The sequence below is a fragment of the Massilia paldalensis genome (assembly GCF_044901715.1).
GTDB classification, from domain to species: Bacteria; Pseudomonadota; Gammaproteobacteria; order Burkholderiales; family Burkholderiaceae_D; genus Telluria; species Telluria paldalensis.
In genome coordinates this window covers 179,501-205,794 of record NZ_JBJCIU010000003.1, presented here as the reverse complement: position 1 = coordinate 205,794, position 26,294 = coordinate 179,501, and the positions used below count along the sequence as shown (strand labels likewise).

General features: G+C 66.6%; 18 protein-coding genes. 13 read left to right on the top strand and 5 right to left on the bottom strand.

All coding sequences use genetic code 11. From position 1 onward, the window contains the following. Positions 1-201: 201 nt before the first annotated feature. Complete coding sequence (locus ACI1V7_RS15575) at positions 202-1,209, top strand: alpha/beta fold hydrolase (RefSeq protein WP_404532702.1); 1,008 nt, start codon at positions 202-204, stop codon at positions 1,207-1,209. Between the two features lie 26 nt (positions 1,210-1,235). Beyond that, positions 1,236-2,546: an epoxide hydrolase family protein gene (locus tag ACI1V7_RS15570; RefSeq protein WP_404532701.1), complete on the top strand. Its 1,311-nt coding sequence runs from the start codon at positions 1,236-1,238 to the stop codon at positions 2,544-2,546. A gap of 10 nt (positions 2,547-2,556) precedes the next feature. On the opposite strand, the gene ACI1V7_RS15565 is transcribed toward ACI1V7_RS15570, so the two are convergent. Next, complete coding sequence (locus ACI1V7_RS15565) at positions 2,557-3,459, bottom strand: hypothetical protein (RefSeq protein ID WP_404532700.1); 903 nt, start codon at positions 3,457-3,459, stop codon at positions 2,557-2,559. Positions 3,460-3,589: 130 nt separating this feature from the next. Continuing rightward, the gene (locus ACI1V7_RS15560; protein ID WP_404532699.1) at positions 3,590-4,615 is read right to left on the bottom strand and encodes an MBL fold metallo-hydrolase; all 1,026 of its coding nucleotides are present in this window, start codon (positions 4,613-4,615) and stop codon (positions 3,590-3,592) included. Between the two features lie 143 nt (positions 4,616-4,758). Here ACI1V7_RS15560 and ACI1V7_RS15555 point away from each other — a divergent pair, with 143 nt between their 5' ends. Beyond that, on the top strand, positions 4,759-5,367 hold the full coding sequence (locus ACI1V7_RS15555; RefSeq protein ID WP_404532698.1) for a TetR/AcrR family transcriptional regulator: 609 nt from the start codon (positions 4,759-4,761) through the stop codon (positions 5,365-5,367). A gap of 1 nt (position 5,368) precedes the next feature. Here the strand turns inward: ACI1V7_RS15555 and ACI1V7_RS15550 are convergent, their stop codons facing one another. The 3 genes from ACI1V7_RS15550 to ACI1V7_RS15540 form a co-directional block, all read right to left on the bottom strand. After that, positions 5,369-6,427: a zinc-binding dehydrogenase gene (locus ACI1V7_RS15550; protein ID WP_404532697.1), complete on the bottom strand. Its 1,059-nt coding sequence runs from the start codon at positions 6,425-6,427 to the stop codon at positions 5,369-5,371. Between the two features lie 20 nt (positions 6,428-6,447). After that, on the bottom strand, positions 6,448-7,152 hold the full coding sequence (locus tag ACI1V7_RS15545) for a pirin family protein (protein ID WP_404532696.1): 705 nt from the start codon (positions 7,150-7,152) through the stop codon (positions 6,448-6,450). Positions 7,153-7,215: 63 nt separating this feature from the next. Then, positions 7,216-7,971 carry an SDR family oxidoreductase gene (locus ACI1V7_RS15540; RefSeq protein ID WP_404532695.1) on the bottom strand — a complete coding sequence of 252 codons (756 nt, stop codon included), beginning with the start codon at positions 7,969-7,971 and terminating at the stop codon, positions 7,216-7,218. Positions 7,972-8,192: 221 nt separating this feature from the next. Here ACI1V7_RS15540 and ACI1V7_RS15535 point away from each other — a divergent pair, with 221 nt between their 5' ends. The 10 genes from ACI1V7_RS15535 (at position 8,193) to mlaE (ending at position 26,256) form a co-directional block, all read left to right on the top strand. After that, positions 8,193-9,110, top strand: a complete 918-nt coding sequence (locus ACI1V7_RS15535; RefSeq protein WP_404532694.1) for a LysR family transcriptional regulator — start codon at positions 8,193-8,195, stop codon at positions 9,108-9,110. A gap of 212 nt (positions 9,111-9,322) precedes the next feature. Continuing rightward, positions 9,323-12,445, top strand: coding sequence for a DEAD/DEAH box helicase (locus ACI1V7_RS15530; RefSeq protein ID WP_404532693.1), 3,123 nt, complete (start codon positions 9,323-9,325; stop codon positions 12,443-12,445). A gap of 206 nt (positions 12,446-12,651) precedes the next feature. Beyond that, entirely contained in the window at positions 12,652-13,803 is a 1,152-nt protein-coding gene (locus ACI1V7_RS15525) for a PAS domain-containing sensor histidine kinase (protein ID WP_404532692.1), read from the top strand. Positions 13,804-13,899: 96 nt separating this feature from the next. Further along, positions 13,900-14,580 carry a response regulator transcription factor gene (locus ACI1V7_RS15520; RefSeq protein WP_404532691.1) on the top strand — a complete coding sequence of 227 codons (681 nt, stop codon included), beginning with the start codon at positions 13,900-13,902 and terminating at the stop codon, positions 14,578-14,580. A 530-nt stretch (positions 14,581-15,110) separates the two neighbouring features. Further along, positions 15,111-15,806, top strand: coding sequence for a transposase (locus tag ACI1V7_RS15515; protein ID WP_404532690.1), 696 nt, complete (start codon positions 15,111-15,113; stop codon positions 15,804-15,806). A 180-nt stretch (positions 15,807-15,986) separates the two neighbouring features. Next, positions 15,987-20,711, top strand: coding sequence for a glutamate synthase-related protein (locus ACI1V7_RS15510; RefSeq protein WP_404532689.1), 4,725 nt, complete (start codon positions 15,987-15,989; stop codon positions 20,709-20,711). A 137-nt stretch (positions 20,712-20,848) separates the two neighbouring features. Then, a complete protein-coding gene (locus tag ACI1V7_RS15505; RefSeq protein ID WP_404532688.1) occupies positions 20,849-22,312 on the top strand; it encodes a glutamate synthase subunit beta in 1,464 nt (487 codons plus the stop codon). 263 nt (positions 22,313-22,575) lie between these two features. Then, positions 22,576-24,348 carry a glycoside hydrolase family 16 protein gene (locus ACI1V7_RS15500; RefSeq protein ID WP_404532687.1) on the top strand — a complete coding sequence of 591 codons (1,773 nt, stop codon included), beginning with the start codon at positions 22,576-22,578 and terminating at the stop codon, positions 24,346-24,348. 325 nt (positions 24,349-24,673) lie between these two features. Then, positions 24,674-25,477: an ABC transporter ATP-binding protein gene (locus ACI1V7_RS15495; RefSeq protein WP_404532686.1), complete on the top strand. Its 804-nt coding sequence runs from the start codon at positions 24,674-24,676 to the stop codon at positions 25,475-25,477. Continuing rightward, positions 25,474-26,256, top strand: a complete 783-nt coding sequence (gene mlaE / locus ACI1V7_RS15490; RefSeq protein WP_404532685.1) for a lipid asymmetry maintenance ABC transporter permease subunit MlaE — start codon at positions 25,474-25,476, stop codon at positions 26,254-26,256. Before ACI1V7_RS15495 ends, mlaE begins: the two co-directional genes overlap by 4 nt. Positions 26,257-26,294 lie beyond the last annotated feature (38 nt).

Here is a 26,294-nt window from a genome sequence, read left to right as displayed (position 1 = left end):
TGAGTCGAGCGGGCAATGATACGCAATCGGGCACGCAGCGCCAGTCTTGACAAGCCCGGCGATCCTGCCGCCTGTGCGGTCTTCGAGGTGATGCCGACAAAAATGAAATGATGATTTACGAGGTTTGCTATTTTGCAGATGAAGCGTCTTCCCTATGATGACTCCATCGCATCCACGACACGACAAGAAAGGAAGACCACCATGAACACCACCGCCCGCACCCTCGCTTCCACCCTCGCCCTGGCCCTCGGCACCGCCTTCGCGGCTCCGGCTTTCGCCGCACCGAAGGCGCCGGCCGCGGCCGTTGCCCCGGCCGCCGTCTCCGACGCCGCCCTGGTGAAGACGCTCCCCGGCTTCCAGGAAGGTGTCGCCGACGTCAACGGCGTGCGCCTGCACTACGTGGCCGGCGGCAGCGGCAGCCCCGTCGTCCTGCTGCCGGGCTGGCCGGAAACCTGGTGGGCCTTCCACAAGATCATGCCGGCCCTGGCCAGGCACCACCGCGTGATCTCGGTCGACCTGCGCGGCATGGGCGCATCGGGCATGCCGGCCGGCGGCTACGACAAGAAGACCATGGCCGCCGATATCGCCGCGCTGGTGCGCCACCTGGGCTACGACAAGGCGACGGTGATCGGCCACGACATCGGCTCCCAGGTCGCCTATGCCTACGCGGCCAACTTCCCGCTGGCGACCGACAAGCTGGTGCTGATCGACGTGCCGCACCCGGACCAGTCGCTGTACAGCTGGCCGATCCTGCCGCAGGCCGGCACCTTCGGCGACAAGATCGACGACGCCCACCCGTTCGCATGGTGGTTCGCCTTTCACCAGGTGAAAGGCCTGCCCGAGCAGTTGCTGGAAGGCCGCCAGTACCTCGAACAGGAATGGTTCTTCCGTTACCTGCTCAAGGACGAGGGGGCGATCGACGCGCGCGACCGCGCCGTGTACCGCAAGGCCTACGCCAGCCGCGAAGCGATCCGCGCAGGCAATGCCTGGTACCAGGCCTTCCCGCAGGACATCCTGGACGACAAGGGCTACGCCAAGCTGACCATGCCCGTGCTGGCGATCGGCGGGCCCGGCTACGGCTGGCTGCAGGCCGTGCTGACCCCGAAGACCACCAATCTGAAGCTCGTGAAAGCGGAAGGCAGCGGCCACTTCGTCGCCGAGGAAAAGCCGGCCGAGACCACGGCCTGGATCGAAGACTTTTTGAACTGACCCGTACCGAACAAGGAGAACCCATCATGACCACGCGTATCGATCATCGCGCCGACCCCATCGACAGCACCTCGCGCCGCAGCTTCCTGGGCGGCGCCGCCGGCGCCCTGTTCGCCGGCAGCCTCGCCAGCCTGTTCGCAGGCGTCCCGGCCTTCGCCGCCACCGCCACCGCCGCCGCCGCCGCCCCGGCCGGCCCCGGCATCACCCCGTTCCGCGCCGCGGTCCCGCAGGCCGCGCTGGACGACCTGAAGCAGCGCCTGCGCATGGTGCGCTTTCCGGAACAGGAAACCGTGGCCGACTGGTCGCAGGGCGTGCCGCTGGCGAAGGCCAGGGCGCTGGTCGCTTACTGGCGCGACCGCTACGACTGGCGCAGGTTCGAAGCACGCCTGAACGCCTTCCCCCAGTTCCGCACCGAGATCGACGGCCTGGGCATCCACTTCATCCACGTGAAGTCGCGCCATGCGAACGCGCTGCCGATCATCCTGACGCACGGCTGGCCCGGTTCCATCGTCGAATTCCTCGACGTGATCAAGCCGCTCACCGATCCCACCGCCTACGGTGGCAAGGCCGAGGATGCGTTCCACGTCGTGATCCCGTCGATGCCCGGCTTCGGCTTTTCCGACAAGCCGGCCGCAGCAGGCTGGGACGTCGTGCGCACGGCCAAGGCCTGGGGCGTGCTGATGCAGCGCCTCGGCTACACGAAATGGGTGGCGCAGGGCGGCGACTGGGGTTCGGGCGTGACCCATGCGCTGGGCCACGTGCGTCCCGCCGGCCTGCTGGCGGCCCACGTCAACTGGCCGCTCGTGTTCCCCGAGCAGATGCCGGCGAACCCGACCCCGGAAGAACAAGCCGCCTATGCCGCCGCCGGCCGTTTCGCCGACCAGGAATTCGGCTACTTCAAGGAACAGGCCACGCGTCCGCAGACGATCGGCTACGCCTTGGCCGATTCGCCGGTGGGCCAGGCGATGTGGATCTACGAGAAATTCCAGGCCTGGACCGACAACCGCGGCAACCCGGAAGACGCGCTGTCGCTGGACGCCATGCTGGACGACATCACGCTGTACTGGCTGACCAACACGAGCGCCTCGTCGGCCCGCATCTACTGGCAGAATTCGCAGGGCAAGCCGGCCGGCTTCTCGGCCGGCCGCATCGAGCTGCCGATGGCCGCCACCATCTTCCCGCGCGAGATCTACCGCGCCCCGAAGGCGTGGGCCCAGGCGCTGTGGCCGAACCTGATCTACTGGAACGAGGTCGACCGCGGCGGCCACTTCGCCGCCTTCGAGCAGCCCGCGCTGTTCGCAGGCGAGATGCGCAAGGCGTTCCGCACGGTGCGCTGAGCGGGCGGCTTCAGAACTGCGGCAAGGGATCGGTGCCGGAGACCAGCACGTATTGCTTGCCGTCGTAGCGCCAGCGTGCGGTCTGCTTGACGGTCGAAGTCACGTGTTCGACCTGCTTGCCATCTTTCCCTTCGCTGATCCGGAAATGCTCGCCGTGGTAATCGAGCAGTATGTCGGCGTAGGCGGTCGCCTGGGCCACGGTGTCGACACGGATGTCGGCTTCGATGCGCCAGCAATCGTCGCTCTCGGCCGAACACGCGCCGGTATTGTCGGCCATGGTCCTCACCATGCCCAGCTGGCGCGTCTCATCGTCCAGCACGAAGATGTCGGCGCCAGCGACCAGGTAGCCCTGCCACACGCCGCCCGACTTCAACATGAAGCCTTGCTTGCCGGGCCCCAGCGTGACCCATTCGACGTCGCCGATGTCGCCCCGCACGCCGACTTGCGCGACGTCCTCGCGTCGCTCGAGCACTTCCCAGCCCTTGCCGCCGCGTTTCAGGAAGTAGACGTTCAGCGTGCCGGGCGTCGCATACCCACCGATATCGTTGCCGTCCTCGTCGGCACCGACACCGTTCACGATCGCGACGGTGCGGCCGTCGGCCAGCCTGATGCCGGACGCCAGGGTCATCAGCGTGCGGAATTCGCCTTCCACGACCAGGGCGCGCTCCTTGGCGGGATCGTAGGCGTCTTCGAAGATCGCCCGCATCCATTCCTTGCCTTCCCGCTCGGCCAGCGTCGGCGCGTTGGCCGGCGCGTTGGCCGGTGTGGATGCAGGCGCCGCTGCCGGCGCAGGAACGGCGGTGCGGACCGCGGGCCGCGGCGGCGGGCCGGCCTCGTGGCGCGAGCACGCGGTCAGGAACATCATCGCCGCCAGGCAGGCGGCGCGGGTGCTTGTCGTGGGTGCTGGAGGCATCGTGAACGGGAGAAGTGGCAGACAGCCGGATGATGCCCAAGCACGCTGGCGAAGGGAAGCGAATCCGTCTCATCCGGTCGGCATGCCGCCTGATGAACCTGCCGGTAGCGCCGGGCGCTACCCGTGGGTTTCACTCCACGGTCCGCCACCAGCGCCGTCCCGGCTGCGGCTGGCGCAGGTCGAGCGCTTCTCCCATCTCCGGGGTGGCGAGCGAGACGCCGCGTTCCTCGGCCAGCGCCGTGATGCGGTCGAACGGATCCTGCCAGCGGTGCAGGCTCAGGTCGAAGGTGCCGTTATGGACCGGCACCAGCCAGCGGCCGCCCAGGTCGAGGAAGGCCTGCAGCGTTTCCTCGGGCTGCATGTGCACGTCCGGCCAGCGCTTGTCGTAGGCGCCCGTCTCCACCAGGGCCACGTCGAACGGGCCGTACTTGGCGCCGATCTCCTTGAAGCCCTTGAAGTAGCCCGTGTCGCCGCTGAAGAACAGGCGCAGGTCGTCGTGCAGGATCACCCACGACGCCCACAGCGTCGAATCGCGGTCGGTGGGCGTGCGGCCCGAGAAGTGCTGGGCCGGCGTCGCCACGAAGCGCACGCCGTCGATCTGCGTTCCCTGCCACCAGTCGAATTGCTGCACCTTGGCGCGGTCGATGCCCCACGCGACCAGCCGATCGCCCACGCCCAGCGGCGCCAGGAAGTGCGCCGTCTTCGCATCCAGCGCCTTGACGGCCGCGTGGTCCAGGTGGTCGTAGTGGTCGTGCGACAGGATCACGGCCTTGATCGGCGGCAGTTCGTCGATGCCGATGGGCGGCGCATGGAAGCGTGCCGGCCCCGCCCACTGCACGGGCGAAGCGCGCTTCGAGAACACGGGATCGGTCAGGTAGAACTCGCCGGCCAGCTTGATCAGCATGGTCGAGTGGCCGAGGCGGTACAACGTGTTGTCGGGCGCGGCCAGCAATGCCTCCCGGGTCAGCGGCCGCACGGGGATCGGCTGGGCGGGCACGGTGCCCTTGGGCTTGTTGAACGTGACGTCCCACCACAGCCTGGCCATCTCGCCCAGCGTGTGCTCGTGCATGGGCGCGGGGTTGCGGAACTTCCCGTCGTGGAATTGGGGCGATGCTTCCCTGGAGGGCGGCGGCGACGCCAGCGTACGGCTAGTCATGATGAACAAGGTCCCGAGAAAGAGTGCGGTCAAGAAGCGCATCAGCGTGCTGATCCCATAAATGTACACTGCACAGTGTAGTTTCAAGGGGTGAGAAAGTAAACTGGTGGGTGTAAAATTTGCGTATGCATCCGACCGCACCGATGACCCGTCTCACCGACCGCAAGCGCCAGGCCATCCTGGCCGCCGCCGCCGACCAGTTCCGTACCCACGGTTTCGAAGGCAGCAGCGTGGACCGCATCGCGGCGCTGGCCGGCGTGTCCAAGCGCACCGTCTACAACCACTTCCCCAGCAAGGACGAGCTGTTCACCGAGACCATCGTGCAGCTTTTCCACCGCAGCGCGGGCGCGCCGGACTTCTCCTATCGTGCCGACCGCAGCCTGCGCGCGCAGCTGGAAGAATTCCTGTCCCTGAAGATGCGCTCGATGGCCGACCCGGATTTCCTCGGCCTGGCCCGCGTCGGCATTGCCGAGGCGATCCGCGCGCCGGAACGGGCGCAAGGCGTGTTCGCGCGCCTGGAGGAACGCGAGGAGGGGATGACGGCCTGGGTGCGCGCGGCCCAGGCCGACGGCAAGCTGAAGGCAGGCGACTCCGGCTTCGCAGCCACGCTGCTGCAGGGACAATTGAAGACCTTCGCGTTCTGGCCCCAGGTCACGATGGGCGCGGCGCCGCTGGGGCCGGAGGAGCAGGCGCGCGTGATCGATGCGGCCGTGGCGATGTTCCTGGCCTATTTCGGCGTCGCGCCGGATTGAATCACGCCGCGGCGTGCTTGGAGGCCGCGGCGTCGAACGACGTGAGCAGCACCGCCCCGCGCTTGCCCGGCCGTCCCGCGTGCCGCACCGCTTCCGCCACCGCGGCCAGGTCGTAGCTGCCGGCGACCTCGAACAGCGCCGGATGCCGGCGTGCCAGGTACAAGGCGCCCTGCAGGTCCTGCTGGCGCTGCGCGGGCGGCAGGGCGGCCCAGCGTCCCACCGAGACGCCTTCGATGTGCAGGTCGCGCATCGGCAGCATCAGCGCCGGAATGCGCAAGGGTTCGCCGCTCATGTCGCCATAGGTCACGAGTGTGCCGCCCGGCGCAAGACGCAGGAACAGTTCGCTCGGCAGGTCGCCGCCGATGGCGTCGAACACCGTGCGCAGCGGACGGCCTTCGAGCAGGCGCTCGAGGCGTTCGCGCCAGTCCGGCGTGTCGGTGGCGACCACGGGCAGGCCGGGCAGCAGGTGGGCCAGTTCGGCGGCGCCGGCGCTGCCGCGCACCAGGCCGATCACCGGCAATCCTTCTTCCAGCGCCAGCGCGGCCACCATCTTCGCCACCGAGGAACCGGCGGCCGTCAGCACCATCGCCCCTTGCGTTTCTCCCGTGCCGACGCCGGCCCGGTAGGCGGCGCGCAGCAGCATCTGCGCGGTCAGCGGATTGACGTGCAGTTGCGCGCCCCGTTCGTCCGGCACGTCGTCCGGCAGCGGCGTCACGAACTGGGCGGCGACGATGGCGCGTTCGCTCCAGGCGCCGCGTCCCGGGAAGAAGGCCACGCGCATGCCCGGCGCCAGCCGGCCCTCGGCCTGCACGGCGCTGCCCACGGCCGCGATCGTGCCCATGCCCTCGAAGCCGACGCGCACGCCGCCGATGGGGACGGCCGCCGTGTCACCGGGCGCGCGGTAGCGTCCCGCCACGCCCAGCAAATCGCCCGGATGCACGGGGCGGGACAGCACCCGCACGAGGACTTCGTCCGGGCCGGGCGCCGGCGGGTCGTTCACCTGGTCGAGTTGCAGGACTTGTTCGGGGTTGCCGTAGCGGTGGTAGGCGAGGCTGCGCATGATGGGTTCCTTGTTCTTGTTCAGGCAAGTTCGGCGAGGACGATCTCGGTGTCGTCCAGCGCGGTGATGGCAAGTCGGGATTCGCCGGCGATGGCGGCGCCGTCGCGTGCCGCCAGCTGCAGGTCGTTGACGCCCGCGCGGCCCGTCGTGGAGACGAGATAGGCCTGGCGGCCGGGCGCCAGCAGGTAGTCGATGGTGTCGCCGGCCAGGAGCGTGGCGCCGAGCAGGCGCGCATCGGCATTGATCGGCAGCGCGCCGCTGCGGGTGTCGTCGTCGTAGCCGCTGGCCAGCACGGTGAAGGCGCCATGGCGTTCGGCGCGCGGGAAGCGGCGCGTGCGCCACGACGGCGCGCCGCCGCTGCTGCGCGGGCGCAGCCAGATCTGGTACAGCGCCGTGGCGACGTCCTCGTCGTTGAATTCGGCGTGGCGGATGCCGCTGCCGGCGCTCATCGCCTGCACGTCGCCGGCCTGCACGGTGGCGCGGTTGCCCAGGCTGTCCTCGTGCGTGATGGCGCCCCGGCGCACATAGGTGAGGATCTCGACGTCCTGGTGGCGGTGCAGCGGAAAGCCGGACTTCGGCGCGAATTCGTCGTCGTTCCAGGCGCGCAGCGCGCGGATGTCCGTGTGGGCCGGGTTGCCCAGGCCGTTGATGCTGACGTGCAGGCGGGCCTTCAGCCAGTCCAGGTCGTTGCCGCCGAGGGCGGCGTAGGGGCGATGTTCGATCATGGGGTTCTCCTTGGTGATGCCGTGAAGGCCGCGCGCCACCGCGATGGCGGCGCGCGGCGGCGATCAGATCTGGGCCTGGCCGCCGTCGACGAACAGCTCGGCGCCGTTGACGAAGCTGGCGTCGTCCGAGGCCAGGAACACGGCGGCCTTCGCGATCTCGTCCGGGTCGCCCACGCGGCCCAGCGGGATCTGCGATGCCAGGTAGTCGACCAGGCCCTGCTGTGCCGCGGCATCGTTGCCGGCCAGTTCGACAAGGCCGGGGGTGCGGGTGGCGCCCGGGCTGATGGTGTTGACGCGGATGTTGCGGTCCTTCAGGTCCAGGATCCAGTTGCGGGCGAAGGCGCGGATCGCGGCCTTGCTGGCGGCGTAGACGCTGAAGGCCGGGGTGCCGCTGCTGGCGGCGGTCGAGCCGGTCAGGATCACGGAGGCGCCGGACGACAGCAGCGGCAGCGCCTTCTGCACGGTGAACAGCGTGCCCTTCACGTTGCGGCCGAAGGTGTCGTCGAACTGTTCTTCGGTGATGGCGCCCAGCGGCAGCATCGAACCGCCGCCCGCATTCGCATACAGCACGTCGAGGCGGCCGAAGCGTTCGCGGATGGTGTCGTACAGGCCGTCCAGCGCGCCGAGGTCGCCGGAATCGACGCGCAGGCCCACGGCGTCGTGGCCGATGGCGTCGACTGCAGCGTCCAGTTCGGCCTGGCGGCGGCCGGTGACGATCACTTGCGCGCCTTCGAGGGCGAAGCGCTTGGCGGCGGCCAGGCCGATGCCGCTGGTGGCGCCGGTGATCAGGGCGATTTTGTTGTCGAGTTTGCGGGTCATGATGGGCTCCTTGAGGTTGTCTGCTTCGGTTGGTGGACGTTTGTCGTCGTCCGATGTGAAGCATCGTACCGAGGAAGCCATCGCATTAAAATAGCACTGATAGCAAACTATCTTTGCATTTTTGGTGGGGTTGACGCTACCGCCTGATCGATAGGCCCATACCGTGCCGCGCCGAGATGCCGTAACATGGCAGGTCCGGCTGCTCATGCATGAAGTGATCGATGTCCAAACTACCCGATTTCGAAGGTCTCGCGATGTTCGCCAAGGTGGCCGAGGAACGCTCGTTCGCCGGCGCGGCGCGGGCCCTCGGCGTGTCGGTGGCGACCGTGTCGCGCGCCGTCGCCCGCCTCGAGGAACGCCTCGGCGCGCGCCTGCTGAACCGCACCTCGCGCCAGCTGGCGCTGACCGAATTCGGCCGCACCATCGCCGACAGCGCGCTGCGCGTCTACCACGAAGCCGAACGGGCGGAAGGGACGGCGCGCGAGTTGTCAGCGCGCCCGCGCGGCCTGGTGCGCCTGGCCGTGCCGATGTCCTTCGGGCTGCGCTGGGTGGCGCCGCTGATGCCGGAATTCTTCACCACGTATCCCGACATCGAGGTCGACCTGCACCTGAGCGACGCCACCGTCGACATCGTCGGCCAGGGTTTCGATGCCGCGCTGCGCATCGCCGTCCTGCCTGATTCCTCGCTGGTGGCGCGCAAGCTGTGCCCGGTGGGGCAGGTGCTGGTGGCCGCGCCGGCCTACCTGGAACGCTGCGGCACGCCGCGCCACCCGACCGACTTGAACAGCCACGCCTGCCTGGGCTACGCCTACCACCGGCGCAACGACGTCTGGCGGTTTACGCATGCGGGCGGCGAGGAAGTCGATATCAGGCCGGCCGGGCCGCTGCGCGTGACGAATTCGGACGCGCTGCTGCCGACCGTGCTGGCCGGCCTGGCCATCGCCGAGTTCCCGGAATTCATCGCCGCCGACTACGTGCGCGACGGCCGCCTGGTGCCGATCCTGCAGGATTGGGCGATGGCGCGCGGCGGCCTGTATTTCGTGACGCCGTCGGCGCGCACGCGGCCGGCCAAGGTCGAGGCGCTGTCCGAATTCTTCGTGCGCCACCTGGGTTCGCCGAGCTGGCGCCTGGTGACATAAGGTGAGGAAGCCGGCATGCCCATTTCTCTAGAGAAGTCACACGAAAAAAATGCGTCGCCGGGGGCTGGCGGAACTGGACGGCAGCGTGTAACTTCTACTCCTTTCGGCCTGTAAAGTTTTCACCGCTACGTGCGATTCCGAACAAAACAGTAGGGGTCGCATGGCGGATAATAGGAATTGTTGTTTTTTCAAATTCGGACTCGTGAGACCCCATGCACACAGTTGATTTTCACCGCGACGACACCAGCGACGCACCTCCGGCCCGCGCGCCCGCCCGCGCCCCGGCCCTGCCCGCACCGGTGTTGAGCTGGCTGCAAAGGGTCGAAGCGGCAGCGCATCCGCAACCCAAGCTGACCGCCGAAGTCGCCGACCCCAAGGCCGTCCAGTACAAATTCGTTTACGTCATGGCCCCGACCAGCGGTGGCCGCCATGTCGCGGTATGCCTGTGCAAGGCGCGCCTGCGTCCGAACGGCGACGTCGCCGCGGCCAGCCCGGTGAGCGAAGTGTTCTCGCTGCTGTCGGCGCCGCCCGCCTACCTGGAAGGCGACGACGTCGACCTGGTACGCTTCTTCATCGCCATGCGCAGCGGCTCCAACCAGAGCACCAGCGCCACCGAGCCCAAGGGCAAGGTCGGCGCGATCCTGCTGCAGATGCTGCTCGAGCAGGGCAAGCTGCTGTGGGCGAACTCGTGGTCCGACATGGGCAACGGCCTGCTGTATCCGCTGCAGGCCGGCCCGGTACGCAAGGCGAACCTGACCTGGCGCGACGAAGGCCGCACGGCCAAGCTGGGCTGGTCGGTGGAGCCGGCGGGCGGCGCCGCCAACCACCCGGGCGCCGACCTGGTCGACTACATGCTGCCGACCGACCCGCCCTGGTACATCGACAACCTGTCCTGCGGTCCGCTGGAATTGAACCGCGGCGGCATCGACATCTCGCTGGCCGAACTGCAGGCCCTCGTGTCGCAGGCCCCGCTGCTGACCGGCACCGATAAAAAACGCGTGTCGCAGCTGCTGCTGGCGCACGGCCTGCAGCAATTGATGCCGCTGCCGCAACCGCTGACGCAGCGCATCCGCACCGACGTCAAGCCGCAGCCGCACCTGCTGCTGGACGCGCTGCAGGTGCCCGACGGCACGACCCAGCGCTGGCAGGATTTCGCCGTGCTGTCGTTCGACTACGACGGCCAGCGCATCTCGTTCGACCCGGCCCAGCGCGTGGTGCGCCAGATCGGCGACGTCACCGAAGTCATCCAGCGCAACGAGGCCTTCGAAGCCGCCGCGCTCGACATGCTGCAAGAGATCGGTTTCCACAAGCCCGTCACGGCGCCGCTGTCGGCATTGGCCGGCGCGCAATTGCTGGATAGCCAGGCGCACTGGCTGCGTTTCGCCGAAAACGAGCTCGACGCGCTGTCCGACCTCGGCTGGCACGTGCAGAAGTCGCCGAAGTACCGCTATGACGTGGTCCCGGTCGAGGACTGGTATGCCGACATCGCCGAACCGGCCGAAGCGGGCAATGCCTGGTTCGAACTGGAGCTGGGCATCGTGGTGGCCAAGAAGCGCGTGCCCCTGCTGCCCGTGCTGGTGCAGCTGATCCGCAGCGCGCCGCTCGACTTCAACCCGGACGTGCTGGCCGCGCACGGCGAGGCCGACCAGATGCTGGCCACGCTGCCCGACGGCGTGCGCGTGGCGCTGCCCTGGGGCCGCGTGAAGCCGATCCTGGCCACGCTGGGCGAGCTGTATTTCAACGACAAGATCAAGAACGTGGTGCGCCTGTCGACGCTGGACGCGGCGCGCCTGGAAGAACTGTCGCGCGGCGGCGCGTTCACCTGGACCGGCGGCGAGCGCCTGCGCGAGACGGGCCGCAAGCTGAGCCAGTTCGGCAAGGTCAAGAAGGTCGAGGCGCCCAAGGGCCTGCAAGCCTCGCTGCGCGACTACCAGCTCGACGGCCTGGCATGGATGCAGTTCCTGCGCGAGTACGACCTGGGCGGCATCCTGGCCGACGACATGGGCCTCGGCAAGACCGTGCAGACCATCGCCCACATCCTGACGGAAAAGGAAGCGGGCCGCCTGACCAATCCGGCCCTCGTCATCGCGCCGACCAGCCTGATGATGAACTGGATGGAGGAAGCGGCGCGCTTCGCGCCGAGCCTGAAGGTGCTCCTGCTGCAGGGCAAGGAACGCATGGACCTGTTCGACGAGATCGACAAGGCCGACATCGTGCTGACCACCTACGCCTTGCTGCCGCGCGACGAGGAAAAGCTGCGCGAGCACGAGTACCACCTGGTGATCCTGGACGAATCGCACTACATCAAGAACACCCGCTCGAAGGCGGCGCAGACGGCCGGTTCGCTGAACGCACGCCACCGCCTGTGCCTGTCCGGCACGCCGCTGGAAAACCACCTGGGCGAGCTGTGGTCGCAGTTCCACTTCCTGCTGCCGGGCCTGCTGGGCGACGAGAAGACCTTCAACACCCAGTTCCGCCACCCGATCGAACGCCAGGACGACCCCGTGCGCCGCACGCTGCTGAACCGCCGCATCAAGCCGTTCCTGCTGCGCCGGACCAAGGACAACGTGGCGAAGGAACTGCCGCAGAAGACCGAGATGATCCGCCGCATCGAGATCAGCGGTCCGCAGCGCGACTTGTACGAGACCGTGCGCCTGGCGATGGACAAGAAGGTGCGCGAGGAGATCGACCGCAAGGGCGTCGCGCGCAGCCAGATCGTGATCCTGGAAGCGCTGCTGAAACTGCGCCAGGTCTGCTGCGACCCGCGCCTGGTGAAGGCGATGCCGGCCAAGAAGAACACGGCGGCCGTGTCGGCCAAGCTGACGGACCTGATGCAGATGGTCGACGACCTGCTGGGGGAAGGCCGCAAGATCCTCGTGTTCTCGCAGTTCACCAGCATGCTCGGCCTGATCGAGGAAGAACTGGAGGCGCGCAAGATCCCGTACGCCATCCTCACCGGCGAGACGCGCGACCGCTCGGCCCAGGTGGCCGCGTTCCAGCAGGGCGCCGTGCCGATCTTCCTGATCAGCCTGAAGGCCGGCGGCGTGGGCCTGAACCTGACCGCGGCCGACACCGTGATCCACTACGACCCGTGGTGGAACCCGGCGGCCGAGAACCAGGCCACCGACCGCGCCTGGCGCATCGGCCAGGACAAGCCCGTGTTCGTCTACAAGCTGATCGCCAAGGGCACGCTGGAAGAAAAGATCCAGCTGCTGCAGCAGAAGAAGTCCGAGCTGGCGCAATCGATCCTGGCCGAGGGCGAATCGCAGAAGATGGCGCTGACGCAGGAAGACCTGCAGGCGATCTTCGCGCCGCTGGACGAGGCATCCGCGTGACCTGAACTGGCAAACGTGCATATACCAAGTGTGCATATGCGATGAAGGGCAAGCCGTACGGCTTGCCCTTTTTTTCATGCGGCATGCGTGATCGGCGCAACGCCGCGGCGGGAAGTAGAAGGGGTTTTCTATACAAAGCGGGCAGCTCAGCACTATACTTGTGCGAGCAATTATTGTCTGTCCTCACTCCCACCCGGAAAGCCGCGATGAAACGACGTGACTCCCTTCCGTTGCCTGGCCAGGAAGGGCTGGCGGATGCCGCCGCTTTCCGCACCGCCGCCGAACTGGGCGGCGACCTCGTCTTCATCATCGACTGCGTCGGCGGCGTGCCCGTCTATGTCAGCCCGGGCATCGATGCGATGCTGGGCTACGGCGCGGCCGACGTCCATGCGCAACTGCGCGCGCCCGATACGCCCGGACCGCTGCAGCCGCTGTGCGCCGGCCTGCCGGAGCGGCTGCGCCGCTTCGCCGCCGGCGACGGTGCGCGGTTGCGCGTGGCGCGCGAGTTCGACCTGCGCCGTCCGGACGGCCGCGAGATTCCCGTCGAGGTGATCTCGACGCTCGTGCCGGGCGCGGACGGCACGGTGGCGACACTGGTGGCGGTGCTGCGCGACCTGTCCGCGCGGCGCGAGCGCGAACGCGAGCGCAAGCGCTTCGCCAGCATGCTGAACCATGAATTCCGCACCCCGCTGTCGACCATCGACGGCGCCATCCAGCGCCTGGAAGCGACGCAGACGGGCGCCGACGAGGCGACGCGCCAGCGCTACCGCAAGATCGCCACGGCCACCGACCGCCTGATCGCGATGCTGGACGACTACCTGTCGCCGGAGCGCATGGCCGAACTGGGCCGCCAGCGCCGCGCCGACACGGTGGCGCCGCGCCTGCTGCTGGACGAACTGGTGGCGCAGGCGCGCATGGCGGGGCGCCCGGTGACGTCCGACGTGGAGTCGTTGCCGGCCACGCTCCGTGCCGATCCGGCCGGCCTGCGCCTGGCGTTGAAGGTCCTGCTCGACAATGCGCTGCGCTACACGCCGGCCGGCACCGCGTTGGAAGTAAGCGGGCGGCGCCAGGACGGCGGCGTGGCGCTGGCGCTGCGCGACGCGGGCCCGGGCGTGCCGGAAGGTGATATTGCACGTATCTTCGACAAGGGATACCGCGGCGCGAACGCGGCCGGCGTGCCGGGCAGCGGCCTCGGCCTGTACATGGCGCGTTCGCTGGTCGAGGTCCATGGCGGCGCGCTCACGCATGCGGGCCGGGAAGGGCAGGGCGCCGCGTTCAGCGTGTGGCTGCCGGTGCAGTCTGACATGCAGGGAGAAGCGGAAAGGTTTCCGCAAGGTCTTGCTTCCGGACAGGCCTGACGGGATAATCGGGAGTGCGGCGGGGTAACCACCCGACAAGATCGTGAGCCGTGTGCTCCAGGTGGGACAAGGAAATAACGACAACATGGCATACCCATGACGCAAATACTGATTGTTGAAGACAATGGCGAATACGCCGGCGACATGGCCGACTTCCTGAAGGAACTCGGCCACGACGTCACGATCGCGACCACGGCCGGCGACATGTGGGCCGCGCTGACGCGCACCCCGGCCGCCGTGGTGGTACTGGACCTGGGCTTGCCGGACGAGGATGGCTTCAACGTCATCCCGCGCATGCGCCAGCTGTATCCCGAGATCGGCCTGCTGGTGCTGACCGGGCGGGTCGCCTTCGACAACCGCATCCTGGGCCTGCGCCTGGGCGCCGACCACTACCTGACCAAGCCGATCAAGTTCCCCGAACTGGCCGCCCACATCGAGGCGCTGGACCGCCGCGTGCGTCCGTCCGAACCCGTGCCGGCGCCGGCCAAGTGGACGTTGCGCGTCTCGGCGCGCCAGCTCGAGCTGATGGGCAAGGTGATCGACCTGACCGAGAAAGAGTGCAACTTCCTGCACCTGCTGACGATCAATACGCGGCCCGTGCCGCGCCAGGTGATCGTGGCCGGCATGGGCGGCGACGACCCGGACGCCAGCCGCCGCGTCGACATGCTCGTCTGCCGCCTGCGCAAGAAGGCGCGGACCGGCCTCGGCCAGGACCTGCCGCTGCGCAGCGCCTACGGCGAGGGCTACAGCCTGTCGGCCGGCTTCACCCTGGCCTGAAAATAAGGGCACGTCGTCCCTGCGCAGGCAGAGACCCAATTTCCCAGGCGTCATGCGTACATTGGGCCCCTGCCTGCGCAGGGGCGACGGCGCATGGATTGCCGGTTTTACCCTGGCCCGGGACCGTATAACCCACGTCTTCCTGCGCAGGCAGGGACCCAATTTCCCAGGCGTCATGCGTACATTGGGCCCCTGCCTGCGCAGGGGCGACGGCGCATGGATTGCCGGTTTTACCCTGGCCCGAGACCGTATAACCCACGTCTTCCCTGCGCAGGCAGGGACCCAGTTTCCCACGTGTCATGCGTAAATTGGGCCCCTGCCTCCGCAGGGGCGACGGCGCATGGATTGCCAGTCTTACCCTGGCCCGAGACCGTGTACCACGTCGTCCCTGCGCAGGCAGGGACCCAATTTCCCAGGCGTCATGCGTACATTTGGCCCCTGCCTGCGCAGGGGCGACGGTGTTTCATTTAATGGGGACAGGGTGCTCCGCCTGCGCTAGAATCTTCTTTCCTCCCATCGAAGATGCCACCATGGCCCGCCAGCCCCGCCTCATCCTGCCACACCAGCCGCATTACATCGTCCAGCGCGGCAACGACAACCAGCCCATCTTCCGCGACGACGAAGACCACGAGCGCTTCCTCGGCTGGCTGAAGGAGGCGGCCAGGGCCTACCGCGTGGCCATCCACGCCTATGTCCTGATGCCCAACCACCTGCACCTGCTGGCCACGCCGTCCGACGAGGAGGGCCTGGCGGCCATGATGCAGAAGGTCGGGCGCCTGTACGTCCCCTGGTTCAATGCCAAGTACGGCCGCTCGGGCACGCTGTTCGGCGGACGCTTCCGCACGGCCCTGGTCGACCCCGTCCAGTACCTGCTGCCCGCCATGGCCTACCTCGCGCTGCACCCGGTGCGTTGCCAGGCCGCCTACGCGCCGCTGGACTACCGCTGGTCCAGCCATGCCCACCATGCCGGCGTGCGGCCCGATTCCCTCGTCACCGACCATGCGCGCTACTGGGAGCTGGGGAATACGCCGTTCCAGCGCGAAGCGGCGTACAGCGCAATGACCCAGCAGGGCTTGAACGGGGACGAACTCGCCATCATCGATGCGGCCGTCGCGAAGGGTGGCGCGCTGGGCTCGCATACCTACCTGGTCGACCTGGAACACAAGACGAAACGGCAGATCCTGCCGGCCAAGCGCGGACGTCCTTTCAAGGTCAAGGAAGCATAAATCCACATTTTTCCGTCGGCCGAGCATCGTTTCTTCACCGGATCGACTGTGTCCCCAATTATTCGTTCGTTAATCGGTCGTGAAATTAATGTGACTCCGACCCTATTTGTTCCTGTTGCCGTTTGCCGAGGTCTGCTCTATTCTCGTCTTTCGATATGACCAAAATGCTGCGGAGCCCCCATGATTGCCCAAGGTTTGTATGACCCCGCCAATGAACACGACGCCTGCGGCGTCGGTTTCGTCGCCCACATCAAGGGCAACAAGAGCCACTCGATCGTCGAGCAGGGCTTGCTGATCCTGAAGAACCTCGACCACCGGGGCGCCGTCGGCGCCGATGCGCTGATGGGCGACGGGGCCGGCATCCTGATCCAGATCCCGGACCAGTACTTCCGCGACGAGATGGCCAAGCAGGGCATCGAACTGCCGCCGCCGGGGGAATACGGCGTGGGCATGGTGTTCCTGCCCAAGGAGCACGCGTCGCGCATCGCCTGCGAACAGGAAATCGAGCGCGCCGTGCGCGCCGAGGGCCAGGTCGTGCTGGGCTGGCGCAACGTGCCCGTCGACGACGCGATGCCGATGTCGCCGACCGTGCGGGCCAAGGAACCCGTGATCCGCCAGATCTTCATCGGCCGCGGCCCGGACGTGATGGTCACCGACGCGCTCGAGCGCAAGCTGTACGTGATCCGCAAGTCGTCGGGCCACGCCATCCAGGCGCTGAAACTGAACCACGGCAAGGAATTCTTCGTGCCGTCGATGTCGGCGCGCACCATCGTCTATAAGGGCCTGCTGCTGGCGGACCAGGTCGGCGTGTACTACAAGGACCTGCAGGATCCGCGCTGCGTGTCGGCCCTGGCCCTCGTGCACCAGCGCTTTTCCACGAACACGTTCCCGGAATGGCCGCTGGCCCACCCGTACCGCCTGATCGCCCACAACGGCGAGATCAACACGGTCAAGGGCAATTTCAACTGGACCCGCGCGCGCGAAGGCGTCATGAAGTCGGCCGTGCTGGGCGACGACCTGAACAAGCTGTTCCCGCTGATCTACGAAGGCCAGTCGGACACCGCCTGCTTCGACAATGCGCTGGAACTGCTGGTCATGGCCGGCTACCCGATCGCCCAGGCGATGATGATGATGATTCCGGAAGCGTGGGAAAACCACACGATGATGGACGACAATCGCCGCGCCTTCTACGAATACTACGCGGCGATGATGGAACCGTGGGACGGCCCGGCCGCCATGGCCTTCACCGACGGCCGCCACATCGGCGGCACGCTGGACCGCAACGGCCTGCGTCCCGCGCGCTATGTCGTCACGGACGACGACCTGGTCGTGATGGCGTCCGAATCGGGCGTGCTGCCGATCCCCGAATCGCGCATCGTCAAGAAATGGCGTCTGCAGCCGGGCAAGATGTTCCTGATCGACCTGGAAGCGGGCCGCATCATCGACGACAAGGAACTGAAGGACACCTACTCGAACGCCAAGCCGTACAAGGCGTGGATCAAGTCGGTGCGCATCAAGCTGGGCGAAATCAAGCTGTCGGAGTCGCAACTGGCCGGCAACCGGGCAAAAGACCTGCCTGCCCACGGCGAAAAGGCGGCGCTGTCGCTGCTCGACCGCCAGCAGGCGTTCGGCTACACGCAGGAAGACCTGAAGTTCCTGATGTCGCCGATGGCCGTGCTGGGTGAGGAAGCGACGGGCTCGATGGGCAACGACTCGCCGCTGGCCGTCATGTCGAACAAGCTGAAACCCCTGTACGCCTACTTCAAGCAGCTGTTCGCGCAGGTGACCAACCCGCCGATCGACCCGATCCGCGAAGCGATGGTGATGTCGCTCGTGTCCTTCATCGGCCCGAAGCCGAACCTGCTGGACACGAACAACGTCAACCCGCCGATGCGCCTGGAAGTGTCGCAGCCCGTCATCGGCGTGGACGACATGGCGCGCCTGCGCAACATCAGCCTGCACACGGGCGGCAAGTTCAAGTCGTACGAACTGAACATCTGCTACCCGGTTGCCTGGGGCAAGGAAGGCATCGAGGCCTCGCTCGCCTCGCTGTGCGCGGAAGCCGTCGATGCGGTGAAGTCCGGCCACAACATCCTGATCGTCTCGGACCGCGCGCTCTCGTCGGAACAGGTCGCGATTCCCGCGCTGCTGGCCACCTCGGCCATCCACCAGCACCTCGTGATGCGCGGCCTGCGCGCCTCGACGGGCCTCGTCGTCGAGACGGGTTCGGCGCGCGAGACGCACCACTTCGCCCTGCTGGGCGGCTATGGCGCGGAAGCCGTGCACCCCTACCTGGCGCTGGAAACGCTGGCCGACCTGGCGCACAGCCTGCCGCACGAGATTGCGGTGGACAAGGTCCTGTATAACTACACGAAGGCGATCGGCAAGGGCCTCATGAAGGTGATGTCCAAGATGGGCATCTCGACCTATATGTCCTACTGCGGCGCCCAGATCTTCGAAGCCGTGGGCCTGAACAAGTCGCTGGTCGACAAGTACTTCAAGGGCACCTCGTCGACCGTCGAGGGCATCGGCCTGTTCGAAGTGGCGGAAGAGGCGCTGCGCCTGCATGCGCTGGCCTTCGGCAAGGATCCGGTCCTGGCCAACACGCTGGACGTGGGCGGCGAATACGCCTACCGCGTGCGCGGCGAGGACCACCTGTGGACGCCGGACGCCATCGCCAAGCTGCAGCATTCCACGCGTGCGAATAACTTCTCGACGTACAAGGAGTACGCGCAGCTGATCAACGACCAGAGCAAGCGCCACCTGACGATGCGCGGCCTGTTCGAATTCAGGATCGACCCGAGCAAGGCGATCCCGCTGGACGAGGTCGAGCCGGCCAAGGAAATCGTCAAGCGCTTCGCCACCGGCGCCATGTCGCTGGGCTCGATCTCGACCGAGGCGCACGCCACGCTGGCCATCGCCATGAACCGCATCGGCGGCAAGAGCAATACGGGCGAAGGCGGCGAGGATCCGGCGCGCTACCTGAACGAATTCAAGGGCATCAAGATCAGCAAGGGCGAGACCCTCGCGTCGGTCCTGGGCAAGGACCGCGTCGCCGCCGACATTCCGCTGCAGGAAGGCGATTCGCTGCGCTCGAAGATCAAGCAGGTGGCGTCGGGCCGCTTCGGCGTCACGGCCGAGTACCTGAACGCGGCCGACCAGATCCAGATCAAGATGGCGCAGGGCGCCAAGCCGGGCGAAGGCGGCCAGCTGCCGGGCCACAAGGTGTCCGAGTACATCGCCTCGCTGCGCTTCTCGGTGCCGGGCGTGGGCCTGATCTCGCCGCCGCCGCACCACGACATCTATTCGATCGAGGACCTGGCCCAGCTGATCCACGACCTCAAGAACGCCAATCCGCGCGCCTCGATCTCGGTCAAGCTGGTGTCGGAAGTGGGCATCGGTACCGTGGCTGCGGGCGTGTCGAAGGCGAAGGCCGACCACGTCGTCGTCGCCGGCCATGACGGCGGCACGGGTGCATCGCCGCTGTCGTCCGTAAAACATGCCGGCACCCCGTGGGAGCTGGGCCTGGCCGAGACGCAGCAGACCCTCGTGCTGAACGGCTTGCGTAGCCGCATCCGCGTGCAGGCAGATGGCCAGATGAAGACGGGCCGCGACGTCGTCATCGCCGCCATGCTGGGCGCCGACGAAATCGGCTTCGCCACGGCGCCGCTGGTGGTGGAAGGCTGCATCATGATGCGCAAGTGCCACCTGAACACCTGCCCGGTCGGTGTCGCGACCCAGGATCCCGTGCTGCGCGCCAAGTTCCAGGGCAAGCCGGAACACGTGGTCAATTACTTCTTCTTCGTCGCCGAGGAAGCGCGCCAATTGATGGCCCAGCTGGGCATCCGCACGTACGACGAGCTGATCGGCCGCGCCGACCTGCTGGACAAGAGCAAGGCCATCGGCCACTGGAAGGCGCAGGGCCTGGACTTCTCCAACATCTTCTACCAGCCGAAGGTGGCCGATCCGCGCGCCCTGCTGCATACGGAAGAACAGGACCACGGCCTGGACCGCGCACTGGACCACAAGCTGATCGCGCAGGCGAAACCGGCGCTGGAGCGCGGCGAGCGCGTCTCGTTCATCTCGCCCGTGAAGAACCTGAACCGCACGGTCGGCACCATGCTGTCGGGCGAAGTCGCCAAGCGCTACGGCCATGCCGGCCTGCCGGACGACACGATCCACATCCAGCTGCAGGGTACGGCGGGCCAGTCGGCCGGCGCCTTCCTGGCGGCCGGCATCACGCTGGACCTGGTCGGCGAGGGCAACGACTACGTGGGCAAGGGCCTGTCGGGCGGCCGCATCATCGTGCGCCCGAACACGGAGTTCCGCGGCTGGGCCGTCGACAACATCATCGTCGGCAATACGGTGATGTATGGCGCGATCTCGGGCGAGGCATTCTTCAACGGCGTCGCCGGCGAACGCTTCGCGGTGCGCAACTCGGGTGCGACGGCCGTCGTCGAAGGCCTGGGCGACCATGGCTGCGAATACATGACGGGCGGTACCGTCGTGGTGCTGGGCGAGACGGGCCGCAACTTCGCGGCGGGCATGTCGGGCGGCGTGGCGTATGTGTACGACCCGAAGGGCGAGTTCGAGCAGAAGTGCAATACCAGCATGGTGGCGCTCGAACGCGTGGTCTCGACCAAGGAGCAGGGTGGCGACAAGGCCACCTGGCATAGCCAGACCCGCAACGGCGAACGCGAGTCCGACGAAGCGATCCTGAAGCGCCTGATCGAACGCCACTTCAAGCACACGGGCTCGACCCGCGCGCGCAACCTGCTGGACGACTGGGCAACCAGCCGCGGCAAGTTCGTCAAGGTCTTCCCGACCGAGTACAAGCGCGCACTGGAAGAGATGCACTTCAGCAGCATGGAAGAAGCCAACGACAAGGTCGAGCTGGCTGCCTGAGCCGACACACCGACGCACCGAATTAACGTCGTCCCTGCGAAGGCAGGGACCCAATGTCACCGAGCGGCAACGCATACGAACTTGGATCCTCGCCTGCGCGGGGATGACGGTACCGACTGAATATAAGGAAAAACACCGTGGGTAAAATCACCGGCTTCATGGAATTCGAGCGCCAGGAAGAAGACCACCTGGAACCCGCCGCCCGCCTCAAGAACTACAAGGAATTCACGCTCACCCTGACCGACGCGCAAGCGAAGGTGCAGGGCGCGCGCTGCATGGATTGCGGCATCCCGTTCTGCAACACGGGCTGCCCCGTCAACAACCAGATCCCCGACTGGAACGACCTGGTCTACCACGGCAATTTCCGCTATGCCGTCGACAACCTGCATTCGACGAATAACTTCCCCGAGTTCACGGGCCGCATCTGCCCGGCCCCCTGCGAAGCGGCCTGCACGCTGGGCATCAACGACGAACCCGTCGGCATCAAGTCGATCGAGCGCAAGATCGCCGACGCCGGCTGGGAACACGGCTGGATCCAGCCGCAGCCGGCCGCCAATAAAACGGGCAAGCGCGTCGCGATCGTCGGTTCCGGCCCCGCCGGCCTGGCCGCGGCCCAGCAGCTGGCACGGGCCGGCCACGACGTGACGGTGTTCGAGAAGAGCGACCGCATCGGCGGCCTGCTGCGCTACGGCATCCCCGACTTCAAGATGGAGAAGGACCTGATCGACCGCAGGATCGAGCAGATGCAGGCCGAAGGCGTCACCTTCCGCACCAGCACGCTGATCGGCAAGGACTTCCCGACCACGGTCAGCAATATGGCGCGCGAGACCATCTTCCCGGAAGACCTGGCGAACGATTTCGACGCCGTCGTCATGGCCGGCGGCGCCGAGCAGCCGCGCGACCTGCCCGTGCCGGGCCGCGAGCTGAAGGGCGTGCACTTCGCGATGGAATTCCTGCCCCAGCAGAACCGCGTGAATGCCGGCGACAAGGTGAAGGACCAGATCAAGGCGACGGGCAAGCACGTGGTCGTGATCGGCGGCGGCGACACGGGTTCCGACTGCGTGGGCACCTCGAACCGCCACGGCGCCGCCGGCGTCACCCAGTTCGAGCTGATGCCCATGCCGCCGGAGCACGAGAACAAGCCGCTGGTCTGGCCCTACTGGCCGACCAAGCTGCGCACCTCGTCCTCGCACGAGGAAGGCTGCGAGCGCGACTTCGCCGTCGCCACCAAGCGCTTCGAAGGCAAGGGCGGCAAGGTCGACAAGGTGATCGCCTGCCGCGTCGAGTGGAAGGATGGCCGCATGAGCGAAGTGCCGGACACGGAATTCGAGATCAAGGCCGACCTGGTGCTGCTGGCCATGGGCTTCGTCTCGCCCGTGCAGCAGGTGCTCGATGCCTTCGGCGTGCAGAAGGATGCGCGCGGCAACGTACGCGCCACCGTCGATGGCGAGACCTGCTACCAGACCTCGGTGCCGAAGGTGTTCACCGCCGGCGACATGCGCCGCGGCCAGTCGCTGGTCGTGTGGGCGATCCGCGAAGGCCGCCAGTGCGCCCGCGCCGTCGACGAGTTCCTGATGGGAGCGTCGGACCTGCCGCGCTGACCACGCTGCCTGACGCATGCGACGGCCCGGTCATACCGGGCCGTTTTGTTTTAGCGCAGCGGAAGCGTCAGCATGCTCATGAGAAAAAGCAAACAATACATACGTTTCCGTTTGACGAATTTTACAAACAGGCATATATTTTTTCACATCGGTTTGGAAACGTTTCCAACTCCAGCTTCCGCAGCATCATTCAAGACCGGCACCAAGCCGGCAAGCCGTGGCCTTCCAGGTCACATATCTTTGAAGCAGACAGAGGAGTCGATGTGAATAACCATAACGATCAGCATCAGCGCATTCGCAAACCGTTTCAACTGCTGGCCGCCGGCCTCCTGCTGGCGACGGGCATCCAGGCCTCGGCCAGCGTCACCAATCCCCAGATCGGGCAATTGCTGTGGTCCGAGGAGTTCAATGGCGCCAGCGTGAACACGGCGACCTGGAACGTCATCGACGGCAACGGTTGTCCCAACCTGTGCGGCAACGGCAATGCCGAGCTGCAGTACTACAGCCCGAACAACGTCTCGATCGCGGACGTGCCGTTCGAGGCAGGCACCCGCGCGCTGGCGCTGCGTGCCCAGCGCCAGACGGTGGGCAGCAATGCCTTCACCTCGGGCAAGGTGGAGAGCAAGAACAAGGTGCAGGTCCAGTACGGCATGGTCGAGATCCGCATGAGCACGCCGAACCTGGCGACGGGGCTGTGGCCGGCCGCCTGGATGCTGGGCACCAGCGCCCAGACCTGGCCGCGCAACGGCGAGATCGACATCATGGAGATGGGGCATAAAGCCTCGTCGCGCGCCGCGGCGGGCGGCAACCCGTCGGCCAACAACTTCGTGGGCTCGAACGTGATCACCTGGCAGCAGGCCGCCTGCGTGCCGGGCAACGAGAGCTGCGCCGCCTCGACGGCCTGGCAGACCAAGAACTGGTACGTGCCGGCCACGTCGCTGGCGAACCGCTTCGTGCTGTACCGCCTGTACTGGACCGAGAGCGAGATGCGTTTCACCGTCGTCGACAACGGCGTCGAGCGCAATATGTACGACGCGCCGCTGCCGGTGAACTCGACGGCGCTGCAGGCGCCGTTCTACCTGCTGCTGAACCTGGCCGTGGGCGGCAACTTCACCGACGCCGCCACGGCGGACCAGGTCACGGCGCCGCTGCCGGCCACGGCCTACGTCGACTACGTGCGCGTCTACCAGCTCGACGGCAAGGGTTCCGTCAAGCTGGGCAACCAGACGGTGCCGGAAACGGCCGGCAAGTTCGGCGTGTTCACCGACACGACGGCCGTCAACGCCAAGCTGGTGGCCGGCACCAGTTCCGACATCTTCCTGTGGAACGGCGCCTCGAGCGGCGCCGGCAACACGGCGCCGTACGAAGGCAGCAACGTGATCGCCTGGGCCTACACGACGCCCGGCCAGTGGTGGGGCGGCGGCATCCAGGCGCGCCAGGCCCGCGACCTGACCAACTACCGCAACGGCACCATGCGCTTCCGCATCAAGATCCCGGCGAACGTGGCGTTCAACATCGGCGTCGGCGACACCTACACGAACCAGAACTGGGTCAGCTTCCCGGCCAACACGACGGCCTACGGCCTGGTGCGCAACGGCGACTGGGCCACGGCGACGATCCCCGTGTCCACGCTGATCGGGCCGAAGGTCGCGCTGCAGTCGCTGCTGGACGTCTTCATGATTTCCAGCGAGGCCAGCAACCTGCCGGCGTCCACCTTCCAGTTCGCCATCGATGACATCGTGTGGGATTCCGGCACCGGCTCGACGCCGCCGCCATCGTCCGGCCCGACGTCCGTCACCCAGACCTCGGCCACCACGCTGCAGTTCACGACCACCACCGGCGGCTGGGCCGACGTGCACTACACCGTCAACAATGGCGGCCAGCAGAACGTGCGCATGCGTCTGGACGGCAGCACCAATACGTATATAGCCGGCGGCCTGAAGATCGGCGACGTGGTGCGCTACAGCTTCACCTACTGGGATACGGCGCGCAATTTCGCCGTCGATACGGCCCAGCAGAGCTACACGATGCAGTAAGGAGGGCGGGCAGGGTGCCTGCCCTACGATATATTTCCGGTAATAGTTCTTTTGAAAGCGACGGCTCGTCCGTCGCTTTTTTATTTGGCGCGCCTCAAGAAAAAGTAAGTTTCCTTAAAGAATTATTAACAATTTTCAACTTCATGTCACAGTCGGTGTATGCATAAGTTATTAAAAACAAGCACTTACGTGAGCCAATATCTGACTCATCGTTCAGTAGTGTTGTAATATCACGTCGATAAGCTTGTCGAAACGGGGGGCTCCTCAGCAGGGATTGCCGTTTCTGCACTACAATATGAGACTCTCAAAAATTCCGAACTCACCAGTGTCCAACCTCGTCGAAATCCGCGATCTGCACTTTTCGTATGGAGATCGCCCCATCCTGTCGAACCTGCGCATGGATTTCCCGCGCGGTAAGCTGGTTGCCGTGATGGGCGGTTCCGGCTGCGGCAAGACCACGGTGCTGCGCCTGATCGGTGCCCAGATCAAGCCGCAGCAGGGCACGATCTCCATCAACGGCGAAGTCATCAACCAGCTCGACACCCGGGGCATCTACCGCCTGCGCCGCAAGATGGGCATGCTGTTCCAGTTCGGCGCGCTGTTCACCGACCTGACGGTGTTCGAGAACGTGGCCTTCCCGCTGCGCGAGCACACCGACCTGCCGGAAGAACTGATCCGCGACCTGGTGCTGATGCGCCTGAACGCCGTCGGACTGCGCAATGCCCATAAACTCAAGCCGAACGAGATCTCGGGCGGCATGGCGCGCCGCGTGGCGCTGGCGCGCGCCGTCGCGCTCGACCCGGAACTGATCATGTACGACGAGCCGTTCGCCGGCCTCGACCCCATCTCGATGGGCGTGACCGCCAACCTGATCCGCAACCTGAACGACGCGCTCGGCTCGACCTCGATCCTCGTCTCGCACGACGTGCAGGAAACCTTCGCGATCGCCGACTACGTGTATTTCATGGCTTCAGGAAAAATCGTCGCCGAAGGCACGCCGGAAGACCTGCGCCGCTCGACCGACCCCTACGTCGTCCAGTTCATCAACAACCAGCCGGACGGCCCCGTGCCCTTCCATTATCCGGGCAAGTCGCTGGCCGAAGACCTGGGCCTGGGAGACAAGCGATGATCGCCACCGTCCTCGGCTTCATCGGCGGCCTCGTGCTCGACATGTTCGCGCGCATCGGCTTCGTCGCCCGTTCCTTCGTCAAGCTGCTGATGCGCCTGCCGGGCGCGCTGAAACGGCCGGCGCTGATCTCGGAACAGATCCACTTCATCGGCAACTATTCGCTCCTGATCATCGTCGTGTCCGGCCTGTTCGTCGGCATGGTGCTGGGCCTGCAGGGCTATTACACGCTGTCCCAGTTCGGCGCCGAGGAAAAGCTCGGCCAGCTGGTGGCGCTGTCCCTGCTGCGCGAACTGGGTCCGGTCGTCACGGCGCTGCTGTTCGCCGGCCGCGCCGGCACCTCGCTGACGGCGGAAATCGGCCTCATGAAGGCCGGCGAGCAGCTGACGGCGATGGAAATGATGGCCGTGAACCCCGTGCAGCGCGTGCTGGCCCCGCGCTTCTGGGGCGGCCTGATCGCCATGCCGGTGCTGGCCACCGTGTTCTCGGCGATCGGCGTGGTCGGCGGCTACCTGGTCGGCGTGCAGCTGATCGGCGTCGATCCGGGCGCCTTCTGGTCGCAGATGCAGGCGAACATCGACGTGCGCCGCGACGTGATGAACGGCGTCCTGAAGAGCCTCGTGTTCGGCATCGCCGTCACCTTCACGGCCCTGTTCCAGGGCTACGAGGCGCAGCCGACGCCGGAAGGGGTGTCGCGCGCGACCACGCGTACCGTCGTGGTGGCGTCGCTGATGGTGCTGGGCCTGGACTTCATCATGACTGCGCTGATGTTCAACAAGTGATATAAAAGATTGACTGCAATTAAAGCAACAAATATTAG